The organism is Gelidibacter sp., assembly GCF_053579655.1.
This window is the reverse complement of the sequence record NZ_JBMDWE010000020.1, coordinates 37,272-52,430: the sequence shown is the minus strand read 5'-3', so window position 1 is coordinate 52,430 and position 15,159 is coordinate 37,272. Positions and strand designations below refer to the sequence as shown.

Sequence of the window (15,159 nt, the reverse complement as noted above, 5' to 3'; positions counted from 1 at the left end):
CACTATTAAAAGCAAATTTAGTTTAATAGAAATTATTCTCCTTATTTATTGTTCATTAATAATTGCGTTCGCCAAAAATTTTGCTTCCAACGCGAATAAGTGTGCTACCACATGCAATTGCAATTTGATAATCGCCACTCATGCCCATGCTGATGGTTTTTAATTGGTCATTCTCAAGTTTAAGTCCTTTGAGTTCATCAAAAGTAGATTTTAATTTTTTGAATTCTTTTTCGATTTGTTGTTGGTCATCGGTAAATGTTGCCATCCCCATAACGCCCACAATCCTAATGTTTTTAAGTTCTGTAAACTCTGTGGATTGCAAAATGTCTTGAGCCTCTTTTGATGTCATTCCAAATTTAGAATCTTCATCTGCAATTTTTATCTGAAGTAAACAGTCGATGGTTCTGTTATGAATTTTCGCCTGCTTGTCAATTTCTTTTAGAAGTCTGAAATTATCCACACCATGAATCAGGCTTACAAATTCGGCCATATATTTGACCTTATTGCGCTGCAGATGTCCGATCATATGCCATTCAATATCTTTCGGCATCAAAGGCTGTTTTTCAATCATTTCTTGAACTTTATTTTCTCCAAAAATGCGTTGTCCAGCGTTGTAAGCTTCCATCAGGTCGCTGACTGGTTTTGTTTTTGAAACGGCGACCAAGGTCACATTTTGTGGTAATGTCGATTTAATATCCTGAAGATTCTGTTTTATGCTCATTGTGTAATTTGTTGTTTGTTGTTGAGTTGTTTATTTTTTGAAAAAATAAGATACAAAAACTAATTTGCTTTAAAACTCGTAAATGGTAACGCCACTTCTTAATTTTGGTTCAATAAAAGTGCTTTTTGGAGGCATTCTTAGTCCGTCGTCAGCAATGGCTTTCATTTCTTCAATATGGACAGGAACCATTCTAAATCCGACTCTGTAGGAACCACTATCGACAACTGTTTTGAGGGATACTATATCTTTTTTTCCATTGATATAGCCAATCCGCTCATCATTTCTTAAATCCTTAATTCCTAAAATAGGTTCTAAAATGGTTTTATACAAAATTTGGGTGTCCAAAGCGTCTAGAGAAGTTTTCATTTTATAGGCTGATTTACGGAGATAAAGAGAATAGAATTCGCCGTCCAAATACATACTAAAATGATGGTTTTTAGTCGGTTGATAAGGTAATTGTCCTCTGTTTTCGATGCGATAAAACATATCTAACTGAATTAAAAACTCCTCTTTGGTCAAGCCGTTCAAATCTTTAATTAGACGGTTAAATTCATGAATTCTTAAATTAGATTCAGGAATGAGATAGCTCATAAAAAAGTTATAATACTCATTACCAGTATGCCCTGGATTATGGTCTTTTAGTTCTTTATATAGCAAGTATGAAGATGCTGATCTGTGATGACCATCGGCAATATAGATAGTTTTCATTTGCTGAAATTCGTGCGTAATTTTTTTCAGTTGCTCTTCATCATCCACTTTCCATAATAAATGGGTGTCTCTGTAAGTTGTGGTAAATTCAAACTCTGCACGATTTTTTTGAATCGCTTTGATAGTTTGGTCTAGCATCTCATTGTCAGGATACGTTAACAAAACAGGCTCAGCGTTGAACCCGACGGTTTTTAAATAATCCTTAAAAATCACTTCTTTAAATTCAATAGTGTCTTCGTGCTTTTTGATGATGTTAGTTTCATAATCGGTAGCGCTTGCCGCCGCAATAATGCCGTTAAATACTTGATGATCTCTATCGGTAATTTGATAAACGTAATAACAGGGCGTATCATCTTGAACAAATATACCATCTTCCTTAAACTCTAAATATCTATTTCGGACCAGATTATACCGTGCTTCTCCAGACAGTTGTTTATCATATTTATAACCAGGATTAACGATTTGGAGAAACGAAAACGGATTGTCCCGCAAGCGCGACTCGAGTTGCTCTAAAGTATAAGATTGATACGAACGCGCCGCAACCAAACTTACTTTGTCACGTGTGGGGCGTACCGCTTTGAATGGGATGATATTCGCCATATGTTTTAGTATTCAGTTTTCAGTCTTCAGTCTTCAGTTTTCAGTCTCCAGTATTTCGTCCTAAATCACAATTTAATTGGTTACTGCGGACTGCAGATTGCCCACTAAGAAAATTGTTTCGCCACTTTTTCAGCTTTTCTATTTTCAGAATAATCATAAAATCCTTCGCCAGATTTTACACCAAGTTTTCCAGCTCTTACCATATTGACCAATAAAGGACAAGGTGCGTACTTTGGATTTTTAAAGCCATCATACATCACATTTAATATGGATAGACAAATGTCCAGTCCAATAAAATCGGCCAATTGTAAAGGCCCCATTGGATGCGCCATTCCCAATTTCATGACCGTATCAATTTCAGTAACGCCAGCAACGCCATTGTAAAGTGTCTCAATAGATTCATTGAGCATTGGCATTAAAATCCGGTTAGCAACAAAACCAGGGTAATCATTCACTTCAACAGGATCTTTTCCTAAAATTTTAGAGAGTTCCATAATGGTTTTGGTCACTTCGTCACTGGTGCTATAGCCGCGAATGATTTCTACCAATTTCATGATAGGCACTGGATTCATAAAGTGCATTCCAATGACTTGTTTTGGTCGCGAAGTGGCCGCAGCGATTTGGGTGATGGAAATAGAGGAAGTGTTGGTGGCCAAAATGGTATCTGCCGAACAAATCTCGTCCAATTGTTTAAATATTTTGAGTTTCAAGTCGCTGTTTTCTGTAGCAGCTTCAACTACCAATTCTGCTGATTTTACACCTTCAGCCATATCAGTAAACGTGGTGATGTTTTTTAAAGTTTCCTGTTTTTGGTTTTCGGTAATATGTTCTTTGGAAACCATCCGATCAAGATTTTTTGTAATGGTATCTATGCCTTTTTTAAGTGAAGCTTCACTGATGTCAATTAATTGTACTCTAAAACCACTTTGAGCAAAAGTATGTGCAATCCCATTTCCCATGGTTCCTGCTCCAATTATAGCTATGTTTTTCATTGAAAATATTTTTCATTCCCTCGAAGGAGGGAATCTCATTCTTTAAGTTAATAGGGTTTTTTTTTGCCACTTCCGAAACGTCGGAACACGAATATATTTCAATTCATTAGTAGCTCTTATGTGTTTTCTATGGCTTACTATTCTTGAAAACTAATTAAAACTGATCAATAATCATCGTCGCTATTCGCAAGGCTTCTGTGCCGTCATGTAAGGTAACAACAGGTTTTGTATTGTTATTGATAGCGTCAGCAAAAGATTCCAGCTCCTCCAAAATGGCGTTGTTAGTCGGAACATCAGGATTGTCAAAGTAGATTTGTTTTTTTACGCCTTCAGCATTTTGAAGGATCATATCAAAATCTCCAGGGATTTCCGGTGCATCTTTCATCTTGACTACTTCACATTTCTTTTCTAAAAAGTCCACTGATATATATGCGTCTTTTTGAAAAAATCGTGTTTTGCGCATATTTTTCAATGAAATCCTACTCGCGGTTAAATTCGCCACACAACCATTCACAAATTCGATGCGTGCATTGGCAATGTCTGGTGTATCACTGATAACAGAAACACCACTTGCCGAAATATTCTTGACTTTAGAATTAACGACGCTTAAAATAATGTCAATATCATGAATCATCAAATCCAAAACAACGGGCACATCCGTACCTCGTGGATTAAATTCTGCCAATCGATGGCATTCGATGAACATTGGGTTGTGTATTTGGTGTTTGACGGCTTTAAAGGCGGGATTGAAACGCTCAACATGTCCAACCTGACCCTTCACGTGATTTTCAGCGACCAAAGCTCTGATGGTCTCTGCTTCTTGAACAGTATTAGTAATCGGTTTTTCAATAAAGATGTGTTTTCCTTTTGAAATTGCCAATCTTGCGCATTCAAAATGAGATAAGGTTGGGGTTACAATATCTACAACATCAACAGCATCAATAAGGCCTTCGATAGTGTCAAAATATTTATAGCCAAATTCGGCTTCAATTTTTTTTGCATTGTCTTCATCAGCATCATAAAATCCAATCAATTCGAATTTTTCAGATTGCTTAAGAAGTCGTAAGTGAATTTTTCCAAGATGACCAGCACCAAGAACTCCTGCTTTTAACATAGGTTGTACGTTTTATACAAAAATAGCTTTTTTTTAAGGCAGATAAAAGAAAAAAAGGAGGGAAGTGGGAGCTTGGAATGCGTGTTGTGAAGCATGGAGGTGTATGTGAGAAATGGTAATTATTGCTGATTGTCGATTTAAGATTTTTGATTTTGAAGTTTGACTTGATGATTAAAAGGTGGTTACACTAAATGTGATTGTTCAGCATATGGATGAAGCTCAAAACATCTCGCCATATTCCTTGTAGCTTCCTTTTGTTTGGGTTAATTTTGCCTTAAACTCACTACCGCTTTGAAAGATACGTTTAAACATAAGGGCATGCGCCAGCAACTTGTTGGCATTATAAGGGATAAAGGAATTACTGATGAAAAGGTGCTTAGTGCGATCGGTAAAATTCCGAGACACTTATTTATGGATTCCAGTTTTTTGGATCATGCGTATCAAGACAAAGCTTTTCCTATTGCTGCTGACCAAACGATTTCACAACCTTATACGGTCGCATTTCAAACGGAGCTCATGCAGATTAAGCCTGGTGATAATGTACTTGAAATTGGAACAGGAAGTGGTTACCAAACTGCTGTTTTGTGCGAATTAGGAGCAAAAGTATTCAGCATTGAACGCCAATTGGAGCTTTTTAAACTGACAACCAAGTTTTTGCCTAAGTTAGGCTATCGTCCTAAAAAACTCATTTTTGGCGATGGCTATAAAGGGTTAAAGGAAGAAGCGCCCTTTGACAGCATTATCGTAACCGCCGGAGCACCTTTTGTGCCAACACCTTTAATGAGTCAACTTAAAATTGGTGGACGATTGGTAATCCCTGTTGGGGAAAATGTACAGACCATGACCTTATTCATCAGAAAAGGGCCAAAGGACTTTGAAAAGCATGAGTATGGAGAATTTCGATTTGTCCCGCTTCTGGAGGATAAAAACTAATGAAATTTTTTAGACACGAATTTCACTAATTTTCACAAATTCACTCATTCTCCGAAAATACAAGCGTAAATTATTTACTATAAACTTAACGAATGCAATAGGCTTCAGTCTGTAAAACATCTAATATACTTTATTCACTAATGATTTAGTTTGGACGAACTCATTAAAATAGAAAATTATTTTGAGTTTTTCTATTCTTGTAATCGTTTGACAAATTTTAAATGATGGAGACGCCATTATTAGTGCTTCTTCGTGAAATTCGTGTCTGAAAATCAGCTATTCAATAATATTCAAAAACTTCAATCCGAAAATTACGGCATCGCCTTGATAGCCGTTTTGGTAGGAGCGCACATAATCTACACGTAGGAATCTGAATTTCTTAAAGCCAATATTGTCGATTCCTATGGAATATTCCTGATAAGGTTTTTGGTTTTCGGTTGCAAAAGCATGGGCGCCGATGACCAAATTATAATTGAGTTTGTTCAATAGTGGCACGCGACTTAAAAGAAAACCTTTAAAGTCATGTTCGGCGTGCATTTCCAAATAAGAGGTGTTTGTACTTAAAGCATAGTAAGGTAAATTGTTGAACATATTGAGATAAGTGCTTGAGGTTCCTAAATGCGTTTGGTTGCCGTTTGGATGATAATAATCCATAAAAGCAATATCATCGGCGTTAAAAAATGTTCCTGCTTTCAGATTGTATTTGAAATCTCCTTTATTCCCAATATTAAAACTTTGTGCTACTCGCGCTTTAAGTTGATCAAAATTATACTGACGTTCTGATGCCGCTAATCCTTTTTCATAACCCAAATAAAGCGTTGGGTATTTTCTGTTTGGAATATTGATTTTGCTGTCCGGATAGCTCAAATATTCCTGATCAAAATTAATCCGAGCATTCAAATTGAATTTCAAAAGATTGTGTGTGTCAAAAGCTGGAATTCCGTAAGCGATCGGATTGCGAGGATCGTTACTTGTATAAACATCATTTTTGTCATTGAAAATTACTTGATCAGTCGTGTTTATTAACGCTTTCCGACGTTCATAAGCTACCGTGCTATATATATTTATACCATTGGTAAGTTCTTGTGTATAGCCAACTTGGGCGAAGCTTTTATCATAGATTTTCATGAAGTTGTTTTCAAAAAACAAGGAGCTTATGGAATTAACCAAAGGCGAAATAGGTTGCGATTCATTAAATTGCTGTGTTTCAATGCCTCCAGAAACCGTTAGAAATGGTTTTGTGATGTTGTTGAATTTATAAGTGAAAGAAGCTGTTCCTCTTAAGCGCTCATCTGAAATTCCATATTGAAAAGAAGCATTGGCTGAGAAAAAACGACGGAATTTATCGATATTATTCCTATAGTAAAAGCTCAACTTCGAATTGTAACCTTGAACCGTATTAAATTGAAAGTCCGAGAGTGGTGAGCTATAACCAACAGACCAATCTTCAAAAGAATTACGATGGCTATATCCAAAAAGTGTTTTTGAGATTTTAAACTTATTGTTCTTCGCATCAATAGAGTCAAGGTAAGGTTTTGATTCTCTAACGGTTTGTACACTGTCTTTTAATAAATAATCGCTAATTTCTTCATCGGTTAAAGGTACTGGTCGGATACTTTTCCAATAGGTTGAATCTTTTTTATTGGCTTCATTCGCAAAGGACAGAATCTCTTTTCCAAACGATTTTTTTGTCAGTTGTGTGTTGAAGTTATAATTGCTATACACGGCCATATAGCGTCCATCGCCTTTAAATCCGAAAAGTGAATAACTAAAATCCATGCCTTGTGAAATTAGCACCCAAATTTGATCGGTGTCGGAATAGGAGAAGTTTTGTTTGATTGTGATCACTTCAGCCGGCGGGATTTTTGCTTGAATGCCCGTAATACCAAGTTCCAAAGCGTAAATAGTCCATTGGTTTTCTACGATATAAATGACGCCAGAAAAAATTCGATCATTTTCACGTCTCGGAATTACCTTAATTTTGTTGATGAGGTTCCCTTTATCATCATAAAAAACACCTTCCAATTTATATCTGTAGTAATTAAAAGCGTAATCGGCAATCGGAGAAATGATTTGATTGCCCAATTCAATCGTGTTATTATAAAAATTGTAATCCACATCGCTTGCCGTGTTGAAACTGAATCCGTTATTGTCGCCACTCACTTTGGAAGCAATAATTTTTTCCTTTAGCTTATCTGGACGCCTATATTCAATTTCCGAAATGGTTTCTGATAGGTATATGATGCCACTGCGTGTCGAATCCAATCCCACCATAAATTCGTCGAGTTCCTGACCAAAAAACTTTTCTGGTGCATTTTTTATTCTAATCAAACCTCGAGAATAAAAATCGGCTTTAAACGAATTGATTTTCTCTAAATTTACTTTCCTGGCAGCGATAGCTTTTCTCATGATGATGTCGGCAGGATTTTCATTAGAATTAATGACCACTTCATTTAATGAAATTTGCTCTTCAGTAAGCGTAGCATCCAGCAGATATGGGAATTGCTTTATCTCGACGTCTTTCTTTACCGTCTTATAGCCTAAAAACTGAAATACAATTGTGTAGGTACCTGGTTTATTCAGATTAAGATCATAGTAACCTTGGTCATTACTAGTAGTGCCGGTAAAGGTGTTTTCTACATAGATATTAACAAATGGAAGCGGTTCGTTTTTTTTATCGACAATGCGTCCTTTTATTTGGGAAAAGGAATGGCAACTGATTAAAATAAAAACAAGAGCGAGTAGATTTTTAGTCATAAAGTGAGATGTATAATCCTAAATAGGCGCATCTTATCATTAGATGGTTGGCTAGGAACGTTTCAAACTTAACTATAAAAGGCGCTAGTGATTGTTATAGCAATCTTAAATTATTAATTTCCTGAACGCTTCTAAAGAATTCTAAAGTTTCGGATATTTTATGATTTTATAAATCTCAAATTAAGTTGAAACTTCACTGCTGCTCCTTCGATTAAAGTTCTAAAAACTTTGACACGAATTACACGAATTTTCACGGATTCAATCTTTTTATGGCTATAAAGTGTAAGCCATTTATTTAAATTGCCCGAATGCAACAGAATTTTAGTCTGTTTAAAAAAAGACAACAGAATAGATGTCGAGCGTTGTTAATTGGAATTTGGATTTTAATTTTTTTGGAATTTGAAGACCTTTTCGGGTGTTTAACTGTAGATTTTCTTAATCCGATCCAGGTTTCGTTTGTTGTCACGATCTCTGAGAGTTTCGCGCTTGTCGTAGAGTTTCTTACCTTTTGCTAAGGCTATTTCCATTTTGGCAAAGCCTCTATCGTTGATAAACAATCGCAAAGGAACAATTGAAAAACCTTTGGTCTGGACATCTTTATTAAGCGACTTTAACTCTCTTTTGGTTAAGAGTAGTTTACGTTCGGCTTTTGGTCGGTGGTTGTAGTACGTTCCGAATGCATATTCTTCAACGTTCATGTTGATGACAAAGAGTTCGCCTTTTTCGTTAAACTCACAAAAACTCTCAGCAATAGAGGCTTTACCACTTCTAATGGATTTTATTTCGGTACCCGTTAAAACAATGCCGGCCGTATATTTATCCAATATTTCGTAATTGAACCGTGCTTTTCTGTTTTTTATGTTGATGATTTTCTGCATAGGAAGTCAAAGGTAAAACATTTAAGATAACTTTTAAAGAAGACGCCTCGGTAATCTTTAAGTTTGCAAATACATTTAAAACAGATCTTATGTTACGAAACGTTCTAATTATGGTTGTAGTGCTCTCTTTTTTCAATTGTAAAGAAAAGAAGAATCAAGTTCTTACGACGCTATCTGCAGAAGATATTATCAAAAAGGCGATAGAAGTTGCCGGGGGAAATCTGTTTGATCATTCGCAAATTGATTTTGATTTTAGAGATATCCATTACACAGCCATTCGCGATAATGGAAAGTTTCAGCTGCAGCGTCATTTTAAAGATTCGCTTTCTCAAATAAAAGATGTTTTGAGCAATACAGGATTTGAACGCTTTAGCAATGGTGAAAAAGTTCAACTTGCAGATTCAACCGCTTCAAAATACAGTAATTCGGTTAATTCTGTACATTATTTTTCAGTTTTGCCTTATGGCTTAGATGGAAAGGCTGTGCATAAAGAAGATTTGGGCATAACAGACATAAAAGGTAAAGCGTATCATAAAATCAAGGTCACTTTTTCTGAAGATGGCGGAGGTGAAGATTTTGAAGATGAATATATCTATTGGATAGGTAAAGATTCATTTACAATGGATTATTTAGCCTACTCCTTTAAAGAAAATGATGGTAGTCAAGGTTTTCGTTTTAGACAGGCTTATAACGAAAGGCTGATTAGCAGGTTGCGCTTTGCAGATTATGACAACTACAAGCCAGAAACTTCAAATATCAAATTTGCAGATATGGACGAATTATTCAACGCTAATAAATTGCAATTACTTTCAAAAATAGAACTCAAGAATATTGAGGTCAAAGCGCTTAATTAATAGTAAGTACTTGCTCTGTGATGGTGTTTCCTACTTTGGTTACAATATAAAGGTTGCCATTATTAGCATCATCAATTTCCTCATGTTTTTTATTTCCGATCACGGCATTTACAAACTCTGGAATGGTATTGCTGTGACCAATCACTAAAACGGTTTTTCCTTTAGTTGCTGTTTTAAAAGCCTCATCATAACTCGTGCTAACATTGTAAGTAATGATGTCGAGTCCGTTTTTTATAGCGGTGGGTTGTCCCGTTTCTTTAGTTCTGTTATAGTCGGTTGAATAAATGGCGTCAAAAGGGATGTGCTGTAAAATTTCACTCCAATTTTGGGCTCTTTTATGGCCTTCGTCTGTTAAATGGGCGTTTTTTTCAGAAGGATTACTCCGATCCTTTTCAGCATGGCGAATAAAATAATAGGTCGTTATTTCTTGAGCTTGTTCTTTTTGGGCAAACGCATTTACTGAGAAAAGAACAATACAAAATATTATTAGGTAGCGTATCATGGATCGATTTTTAATGAAGTTTTATTCTGCTAATTCCAAGGCAATTTCAATCATCTCCTTAAAAGTCGTTTCTCTTTCGTTGGATGTCGTGCGCTCTCCAGTCACCAAAGAGTCTGAAATAGTCAAGATGCTCAAGGCTTTCACGTCATGTTTGGCCGCTACTGTATAAAGTCCTGCCGTCTCCATTTCGACACATAGAATTCCGAATTTCGACCATTTCTTATAAGATTCGAAGTCATCGGCATAAAACTCATCACTGGTTAATACGTTTCCGGCCTTTAAGGAAATGTTCTTAGCTTTTGCAGCCTCAACTGCTTTTTGAATCAGGCCGAAATCTGCCGTAGGCGCAAAATCTGCACCTCCAAAACGGAGTTCGTTAATACCGGAAGTAGAGGATGCGGCCATGGCTAAAACGATATCTCGAAGTTTGACCTCTTCTTGATAGGAACCCGCGCTACCAACCCTAATCAGGTTTTTAACATCGTATTCTGTAATCAATTCATGGGAATAAATAGATATACTCGGTACGCCCATACCAGTGCCCATGGTAGAAACGCGTTTACCTTTGTAAGTGCCGGTGTAACCTAGCATTCCTCTTACATTGTTAAAACGTTTAGGGTTTTCAAAAAATGTGTTAGCAATCCATTTCGCTCTTAATGGATCTCCTGGAAGAAGAATTGTTTCTGCAATTTCTCCTTTTTTTGCTTCAATATGTACGCTCATAGGGTTAGTTTAAACCCTAAAGATAAAAATTATTACTTAGCAGCGGTAGTTTTACCGGTCATCATTGCCACGCCCGATGAGGTTCCAATTCGGTCCGCACCTGCATCAATGTACTTTAGAGCAGTTTCTAGATCTCGGATACCTCCGGAAGCTTTTATTTTTGCTTGATCTTTAATCGTCTTTTTAATGATTTTTACGGCGGTTAACGTAGCTCCGCTTTTTGAAAACCCTGTAGAAGTTTTAATAAAATCAACCTTAGCATCCACACAAATTTCGCAGGCTTTCACAATTTCGTTTTTCGAAAGCTCACTAATCTCCAAAATTACTTTAAGCGGAATCTTACCTATTGCCGACTTCACATCTGAAATGTCCTTAAATACTGCAAGAAAATTTTTGCTGCGAAGAAATCCCATATTGATGACCATGTCTATTTCATCCGCACCTTCATTGACTGCATTTTTAGCCTCAAAAACCTTAGCCTCTGTTGCTGTAGCCCCTAAAGGAAAGCCAATGACCGATACGACTTTTACCGCTGTTTTTGACAGGATTTGTTTGGCCAAAGGAACATAACAGCTATTTACACAAACAGAAAAGAAATCATATTTTTTCGCTTCGTTGCATAAATCGATAATTTGCCTTTCGGTAGTGGTTGGTTTTAAGAGGGTGTGGTCAATAAAAGCGTTAATTTTCATAGGAGTCTTATAGATTAAGTGTGCAAAAGTACGACAAACGGTTGCTTAAGTAAAGTTTTTTGCTGATTTTTAGATGAACGGTAACAAACGAAATTTCTTTAAATATTTAATTCTCGTTGAATGAGGTTATTGGGTTTTTCACAGCATTCACTTCCGCCATCAGCCCTATTATCTACGTTTAAACTAAATAAAAAGACTCTTTTAAAACCTGAGTAGACCTACATTTAGGTAATGTTTAACATTGTTTTTGTTAACGACTTGAATCTCATTCCTAAAAGGCTTAGTTATTAGGTTAAAACCTTATTTTTTAATTCTCGAACATGAGATGATAAACTTTAACTGTGCATGGAGGTGGATTATTCGAGCCGCGAAGAATCTTTTAATTTTATCAAAAATTTATGAGACCATTCAATGGCTTGGCTCAGATTATCGAAAATCTCATAAGGCTTGTCAAAGAATTTTCTTTCATATTCTGCACTTCTCCTCATTATTTTTGTTTTTGGAATCAGTGCTATGGCCACCAAATTCGGGATTTTTTCAGTTTCGGGATATATCAACGGATTAACGGAATAGGATTTTACCCTGTTGGAAATGTAAACCATGTTTTTCCCACTAAAATGTTTCTGTACCGTATCATTTATGATGTAATTATGTTCTGATTGAATGACGACGCCTTCCTTGACTTGATTTATGATAAAGTCATCAAAGACAAACAACTCAAAATCTTTGAAATTGTAATATTTTATAATGCCCATAGATGCGTCGTTATGATATTCAATATGAAATTATAAAATTGATGACCTATGCTTTAACGCAATCGAAAAAAAACAGCACTCATCTTTTTCAAGGTTCGTGCTGTTTCCTAACCAACCAACTTATTATGAAAAATCCTCTCGGACTTTTAAACGCTGACATTGAGCATGTCAGGGTTTGCTATGCTTGGGCTTCTTTTACCAATTCGCCTTGGTTTCTAAAGACCAATTCATCGTTAAACGAGTCTAGCAAAATGATGCTATCTGTAGTGATTTTTCCAGAGAGCAGTTCTTTGCTCAATTCGTTCAAGACTTCTTTTTGTATCACACGTTTTACAGGACGTGCACCATATTCAGGATTATAGCCCTTTTCAGCTAAATAGGTCGTCGCTTCATCTGTGGCGTCAAAAGTAATGCCTTGATTTGCTAACATTTTTGTCAAGCCTTTTAGTTGTAAGCCTACTATTTCAAAAATATTCTCTTTTGATAGCGGCGTGAACATGATGATGTCATCAATCCTATTTAAAAACTCAGGACGTACATTTTGTTTTAACAATCCTAAAACATCGACTTTTGCTGCTTCAATAGCTGAATCGATATCTTTGGTCGCTTCAAAATGTTGTTGTATAATATCGCTTCCCATATTGGAAGTCATGATGATGATCGTGTTTTTAAAATCGGCAACCCGACCTTTATTGTCCGTTAATCGGCCTTCATCTAATACTTGCAGTAAAATATTGAAGGTGTCCGGATGTGCTTTTTCTATTTCATCAAGCAATACCACAGAATACGGTTTTCTTCTCACTGCTTCGGTGAGCTGTCCGCCTTCGTCATAACCGACATATCCTGGAGGTGCTCCGATTAGACGGCTCACGCTATGGCGTTCTTGGTATTCGCTCATATCAATACGGGTCATGGCGTTTTCATCGTCAAACAGGTATTCGGCCAATGCTTTTGCTAACTCCGTCTTACCAACGCCTGTAGTTCCTAGAAACAAGAAGGTGCCAATCGGTTTTTGTACATTTTGTAATCCTGCGCGACTTCTTCGGACGGCATCACTCACTGCGGTAATTGCTTCATACTGTCCAACCACACGCTTGTGCAATTGATCTTCCAGTTTTAAAAGTTTTTCCCTATCAGATTGCAACATTTTGGTGACCGGAATTCCGGTCCATTTTGCGACGACTTCTGCAATATCCTCAGCGGTAACCTCTTCTTTTATCAAAGAACTGCCCGATTGGTTTTCTTGTAATTCCTTTTGAAGTTTTTCAAGTTGTGCTTGAGCTTCCTTGATTTTTCCATAGCGAATTTCAGCTACTTTTCCATAATCACCGTCACGCTCGGCACGTTCAGCCTCCGCTTTAAAATCTTCAATGTTGGATTTGGTGGTTTGGATATTGTCCACAACCTCTTTTTCGCTCATCCATTTGGCATTCATTTCATTGCGATCTTCTTTAAGATTCGCAAGATCAGCACGCAGGGATTTTAATTTGGTTTCATCCTTTTCACGCTTAATAGCCTCGATTTCAATTTCCAGCTGCATGACTTTACGGTCCAATACGTCCAGTTCTTCTGGTTTGGAATTGATTTCCATGCGCAGTTTGGCCGCGGCTTCGTCCATTAAATCAATCGCCTTGTCTGGTAAAAATCTGTTGGTGATATACCGTTCAGATAATTCTACAGCAGCAATAATGGCTTCGTCTTTAATACGGACTTTATGATGGGTTTCATATTTTTCTTTGATCCCACGAAGGATGGAAATCGCACTTTCGGTGTCCGGTTCGTTGACCATCACTTTTTGGAAACGACGCTCCAAAGCTTTGTCTTTCTCAAAATACTTTTGATATTCATCAAGTGTGGTTGCTCCGATAGCGCGCAGTTCGCCTCTTGCCAAAGCTGGTTTTAAAATATTTGCTGCGTCCATAGCGCCTTGTCCGCCACCGGCACCTACAAGGGTGTGGATTTCGTCAATAAATAAAACGATATCGCCTTCGCTTGAGGTTACTTCTTTGATCACTGCTTTTAAGCGTTCTTCAAATTCACCTTTATATTTGGCGCCTGCGATGAGCGCACCCATATCCAAAGCGAATACTTGTTTATCTTTTAGATTTTCAGGAACGTCGCCATCTATAATGCGATGCGCTAAACCTTCTGCAATTGCCGTTTTACCAGTTCCTGGTTCGCCCACGAGGATCGGGTTGTTTTTCGTACGACGTGAAAGGATTTGAAGAATTCTTCTGATTTCCTCATCACGACCAATAACAGGGTCCAATTTGCCGTCTTTGGCCAATTGGTTGAGGTTTTTGGCGTATTTGTTCAAGGAATTGTAGGTATCCTCTTGACTTTGCGAAGTCACGTTATCGCCTTGACGAAGTTCTTCGATGGCCGCATTTAATGCTTTTTCGGTCACGCCTTGATCCTTGAGCATTTGTGCTATTTTGCTGTTCGATTTAAAAACAGCCATGATCAAATGTTCGATGGAAACGAAGTCATCTTTCATTTTGTTGGCGATGATTGAGGCCTCCGTCAGCGTTTTATTAGCTTCTCTTGAAAGCATAATGTCACCGCCCGTAACTTTTGGAAAGCTTTCCAATTGCTTGTCCAATGTTTGATGTAACAGGTTGACATTGACATTCAGTTTTTTAAGAAGAAATGGCAATACGTTTTCGTCAACTTCAAAAATGGCCTTAAAAATGTGCTCATTTTCTATTTGCTGATGGCCATAGGTCTGAGCAAGCTGTTGTGCGAGCTGAATAGCCTCCTGTGATTTTATGGTATAATTGTTAAAGTTCATATATAAGATGTTGTGTTTTTATATTAATTGTCTAATTTTCCAAAACAATATTTCAATTACCTTACCAATATAAGAAGAGAGACAAAAAGTCGGAAATCCTCAGGAATAACGTGACGTTTCGTCAGTTTTCGATGTTTCA

13 protein-coding genes are annotated in these 15,159 nt (G+C 36.9%); 2 read left to right on the top strand and 11 right to left on the bottom strand.

The annotated features are described in order from the left end of the window. Window positions 1–55: 55 nt before the first annotated feature. The 4 genes from ACOH2D_RS11285 to ACOH2D_RS11270 form a co-directional block, all read right to left on the bottom strand. Window positions 56–721 carry a YggS family pyridoxal phosphate-dependent enzyme gene (locus ACOH2D_RS11285; protein ID WP_348037124.1) on the bottom strand — a complete coding sequence of 222 codons (666 nt, stop codon included), beginning with the start codon at window positions 719–721 and terminating at the stop codon, window positions 56–58. A gap of 69 nt (window positions 722–790) precedes the next feature. Then, window positions 791–2,029: a DUF1015 domain-containing protein gene (locus tag ACOH2D_RS11280; RefSeq protein ID WP_348037125.1), complete on the bottom strand. Its 1,239-nt coding sequence runs from the start codon at window positions 2,027–2,029 to the stop codon at window positions 791–793. A 104-nt stretch (window positions 2,030–2,133) separates the two neighbouring features. Continuing rightward, window positions 2,134–3,021, bottom strand: coding sequence for a 3-hydroxybutyryl-CoA dehydrogenase (locus ACOH2D_RS11275; protein ID WP_348037127.1), 888 nt, complete (start codon window positions 3,019–3,021; stop codon window positions 2,134–2,136). A gap of 154 nt (window positions 3,022–3,175) precedes the next feature. Continuing rightward, window positions 3,176–4,135: a Gfo/Idh/MocA family protein gene (locus tag ACOH2D_RS11270; RefSeq protein WP_348037129.1), complete on the bottom strand. Its 960-nt coding sequence runs from the start codon at window positions 4,133–4,135 to the stop codon at window positions 3,176–3,178. Between the two features lie 291 nt (window positions 4,136–4,426). Here ACOH2D_RS11270 and ACOH2D_RS11265 point away from each other — a divergent pair, with 291 nt between their 5' ends. Beyond that, a complete protein-coding gene (locus tag ACOH2D_RS11265) occupies window positions 4,427–5,068 on the top strand; it encodes a protein-L-isoaspartate(D-aspartate) O-methyltransferase (RefSeq protein ID WP_348037130.1) in 642 nt (213 codons plus the stop codon). Between the two features lie 276 nt (window positions 5,069–5,344). Here the strand turns inward: ACOH2D_RS11265 and ACOH2D_RS11260 are convergent, their stop codons facing one another. Together ACOH2D_RS11260 and smpB are read right to left on the bottom strand one after the other, a co-directional pair. Continuing rightward, window positions 5,345–7,825 (bottom strand): DUF5686 and carboxypeptidase regulatory-like domain-containing protein, encoded by a 2,481-nt coding sequence (locus ACOH2D_RS11260; protein ID WP_449535271.1) that lies wholly within the window; start codon window positions 7,823–7,825, stop codon window positions 5,345–5,347. A gap of 419 nt (window positions 7,826–8,244) precedes the next feature. After that, window positions 8,245–8,703, bottom strand: coding sequence for an SsrA-binding protein SmpB (gene smpB / locus ACOH2D_RS11255; RefSeq protein ID WP_348037134.1), 459 nt, complete (start codon window positions 8,701–8,703; stop codon window positions 8,245–8,247). A gap of 89 nt (window positions 8,704–8,792) precedes the next feature. Here smpB and ACOH2D_RS11250 point away from each other — a divergent pair, with 89 nt between their 5' ends. Next, on the top strand, window positions 8,793–9,557 hold the full coding sequence (locus ACOH2D_RS11250; RefSeq protein ID WP_348037136.1) for a DUF6503 family protein: 765 nt from the start codon (window positions 8,793–8,795) through the stop codon (window positions 9,555–9,557). Here the strand turns inward: ACOH2D_RS11250 and ACOH2D_RS11245 are convergent. The 5 genes from ACOH2D_RS11245 to clpB all read right to left on the bottom strand — a co-directional run bounded on the left by ACOH2D_RS11245 (window position 9,550) and on the right by clpB (window position 15,020). Next, window positions 9,550–10,059 carry a SixA phosphatase family protein gene (locus ACOH2D_RS11245; RefSeq protein WP_449535270.1) on the bottom strand — a complete coding sequence of 170 codons (510 nt, stop codon included), beginning with the start codon at window positions 10,057–10,059 and terminating at the stop codon, window positions 9,550–9,552. The two genes, ACOH2D_RS11250 and ACOH2D_RS11245, sit on opposite strands and share 8 nt — an antisense overlap. Window positions 10,060–10,080: 21 nt before the next feature. Beyond that, entirely contained in the window at window positions 10,081–10,782 is a 702-nt protein-coding gene (gene deoD / locus ACOH2D_RS11240) for a purine-nucleoside phosphorylase (protein WP_449535269.1), read from the bottom strand. 32 nt (window positions 10,783–10,814) lie between these two features. After that, the gene (deoC, locus tag ACOH2D_RS11235) at window positions 10,815–11,474 is read right to left on the bottom strand and encodes a deoxyribose-phosphate aldolase (protein ID WP_348037142.1); all 660 of its coding nucleotides are present in this window, start codon (window positions 11,472–11,474) and stop codon (window positions 10,815–10,817) included. 356 nt (window positions 11,475–11,830) lie between these two features. After that, on the bottom strand, window positions 11,831–12,229 hold the full coding sequence (locus ACOH2D_RS11230) for a hypothetical protein (RefSeq protein ID WP_348037143.1): 399 nt from the start codon (window positions 12,227–12,229) through the stop codon (window positions 11,831–11,833). 178 nt (window positions 12,230–12,407) lie between these two features. After that, window positions 12,408–15,020, bottom strand: coding sequence for an ATP-dependent chaperone ClpB (gene clpB, locus ACOH2D_RS11225; RefSeq protein WP_348037145.1), 2,613 nt, complete (start codon window positions 15,018–15,020; stop codon window positions 12,408–12,410). Between the last annotated feature and the right edge of the window lie 139 nt (window positions 15,021–15,159).

Coding starts and splice junctions, on each gene's coding strand:
- ACOH2D_RS11285 (WP_348037124.1), bottom strand. CDS start 721: ATGAGCATAAAACAGAATCTTCAGGATATTAAATCGACATTACCACAA.
- ACOH2D_RS11280 (WP_348037125.1), bottom strand. CDS start 2,029: ATGGCGAATATCATCCCATTCAAAGCGGTACGCCCCACACGTGACAAA.
- ACOH2D_RS11275 (WP_348037127.1), bottom strand. CDS start 3,021: ATGAAAAACATAGCTATAATTGGAGCAGGAACCATGGGAAATGGGATT.
- ACOH2D_RS11270 (WP_348037129.1), bottom strand. CDS start 4,135: ATGTTAAAAGCAGGAGTTCTTGGTGCTGGTCATCTTGGAAAAATTCAC.
- ACOH2D_RS11260 (WP_449535271.1), bottom strand. CDS start 7,825: ATGACTAAAAATCTACTCGCTCTTGTTTTTATTTTAATCAGTTGCCAT.
- smpB (WP_348037134.1), bottom strand. CDS start 8,703: ATGCAGAAAATCATCAACATAAAAAACAGAAAAGCACGGTTCAATTAC.
- ACOH2D_RS11250 (WP_348037136.1), top strand. CDS start 8,793: ATGTTACGAAACGTTCTAATTATGGTTGTAGTGCTCTCTTTTTTCAAT.
- ACOH2D_RS11245 (WP_449535270.1), bottom strand. CDS start 10,059: ATGATACGCTACCTAATAATATTTTGTATTGTTCTTTTCTCAGTAAAT.
- deoD (WP_449535269.1), bottom strand. CDS start 10,782: ATGAGCGTACATATTGAAGCAAAAAAAGGAGAAATTGCAGAAACAATT.
- deoC (WP_348037142.1), bottom strand. CDS start 11,474: ATGAAAATTAACGCTTTTATTGACCACACCCTCTTAAAACCAACCACT.
- ACOH2D_RS11230 (WP_348037143.1), bottom strand. CDS start 12,229: ATGGGCATTATAAAATATTACAATTTCAAAGATTTTGAGTTGTTTGTC.
- clpB (WP_348037145.1), bottom strand. CDS start 15,020: ATGAACTTTAACAATTATACCATAAAATCACAGGAGGCTATTCAGCTC.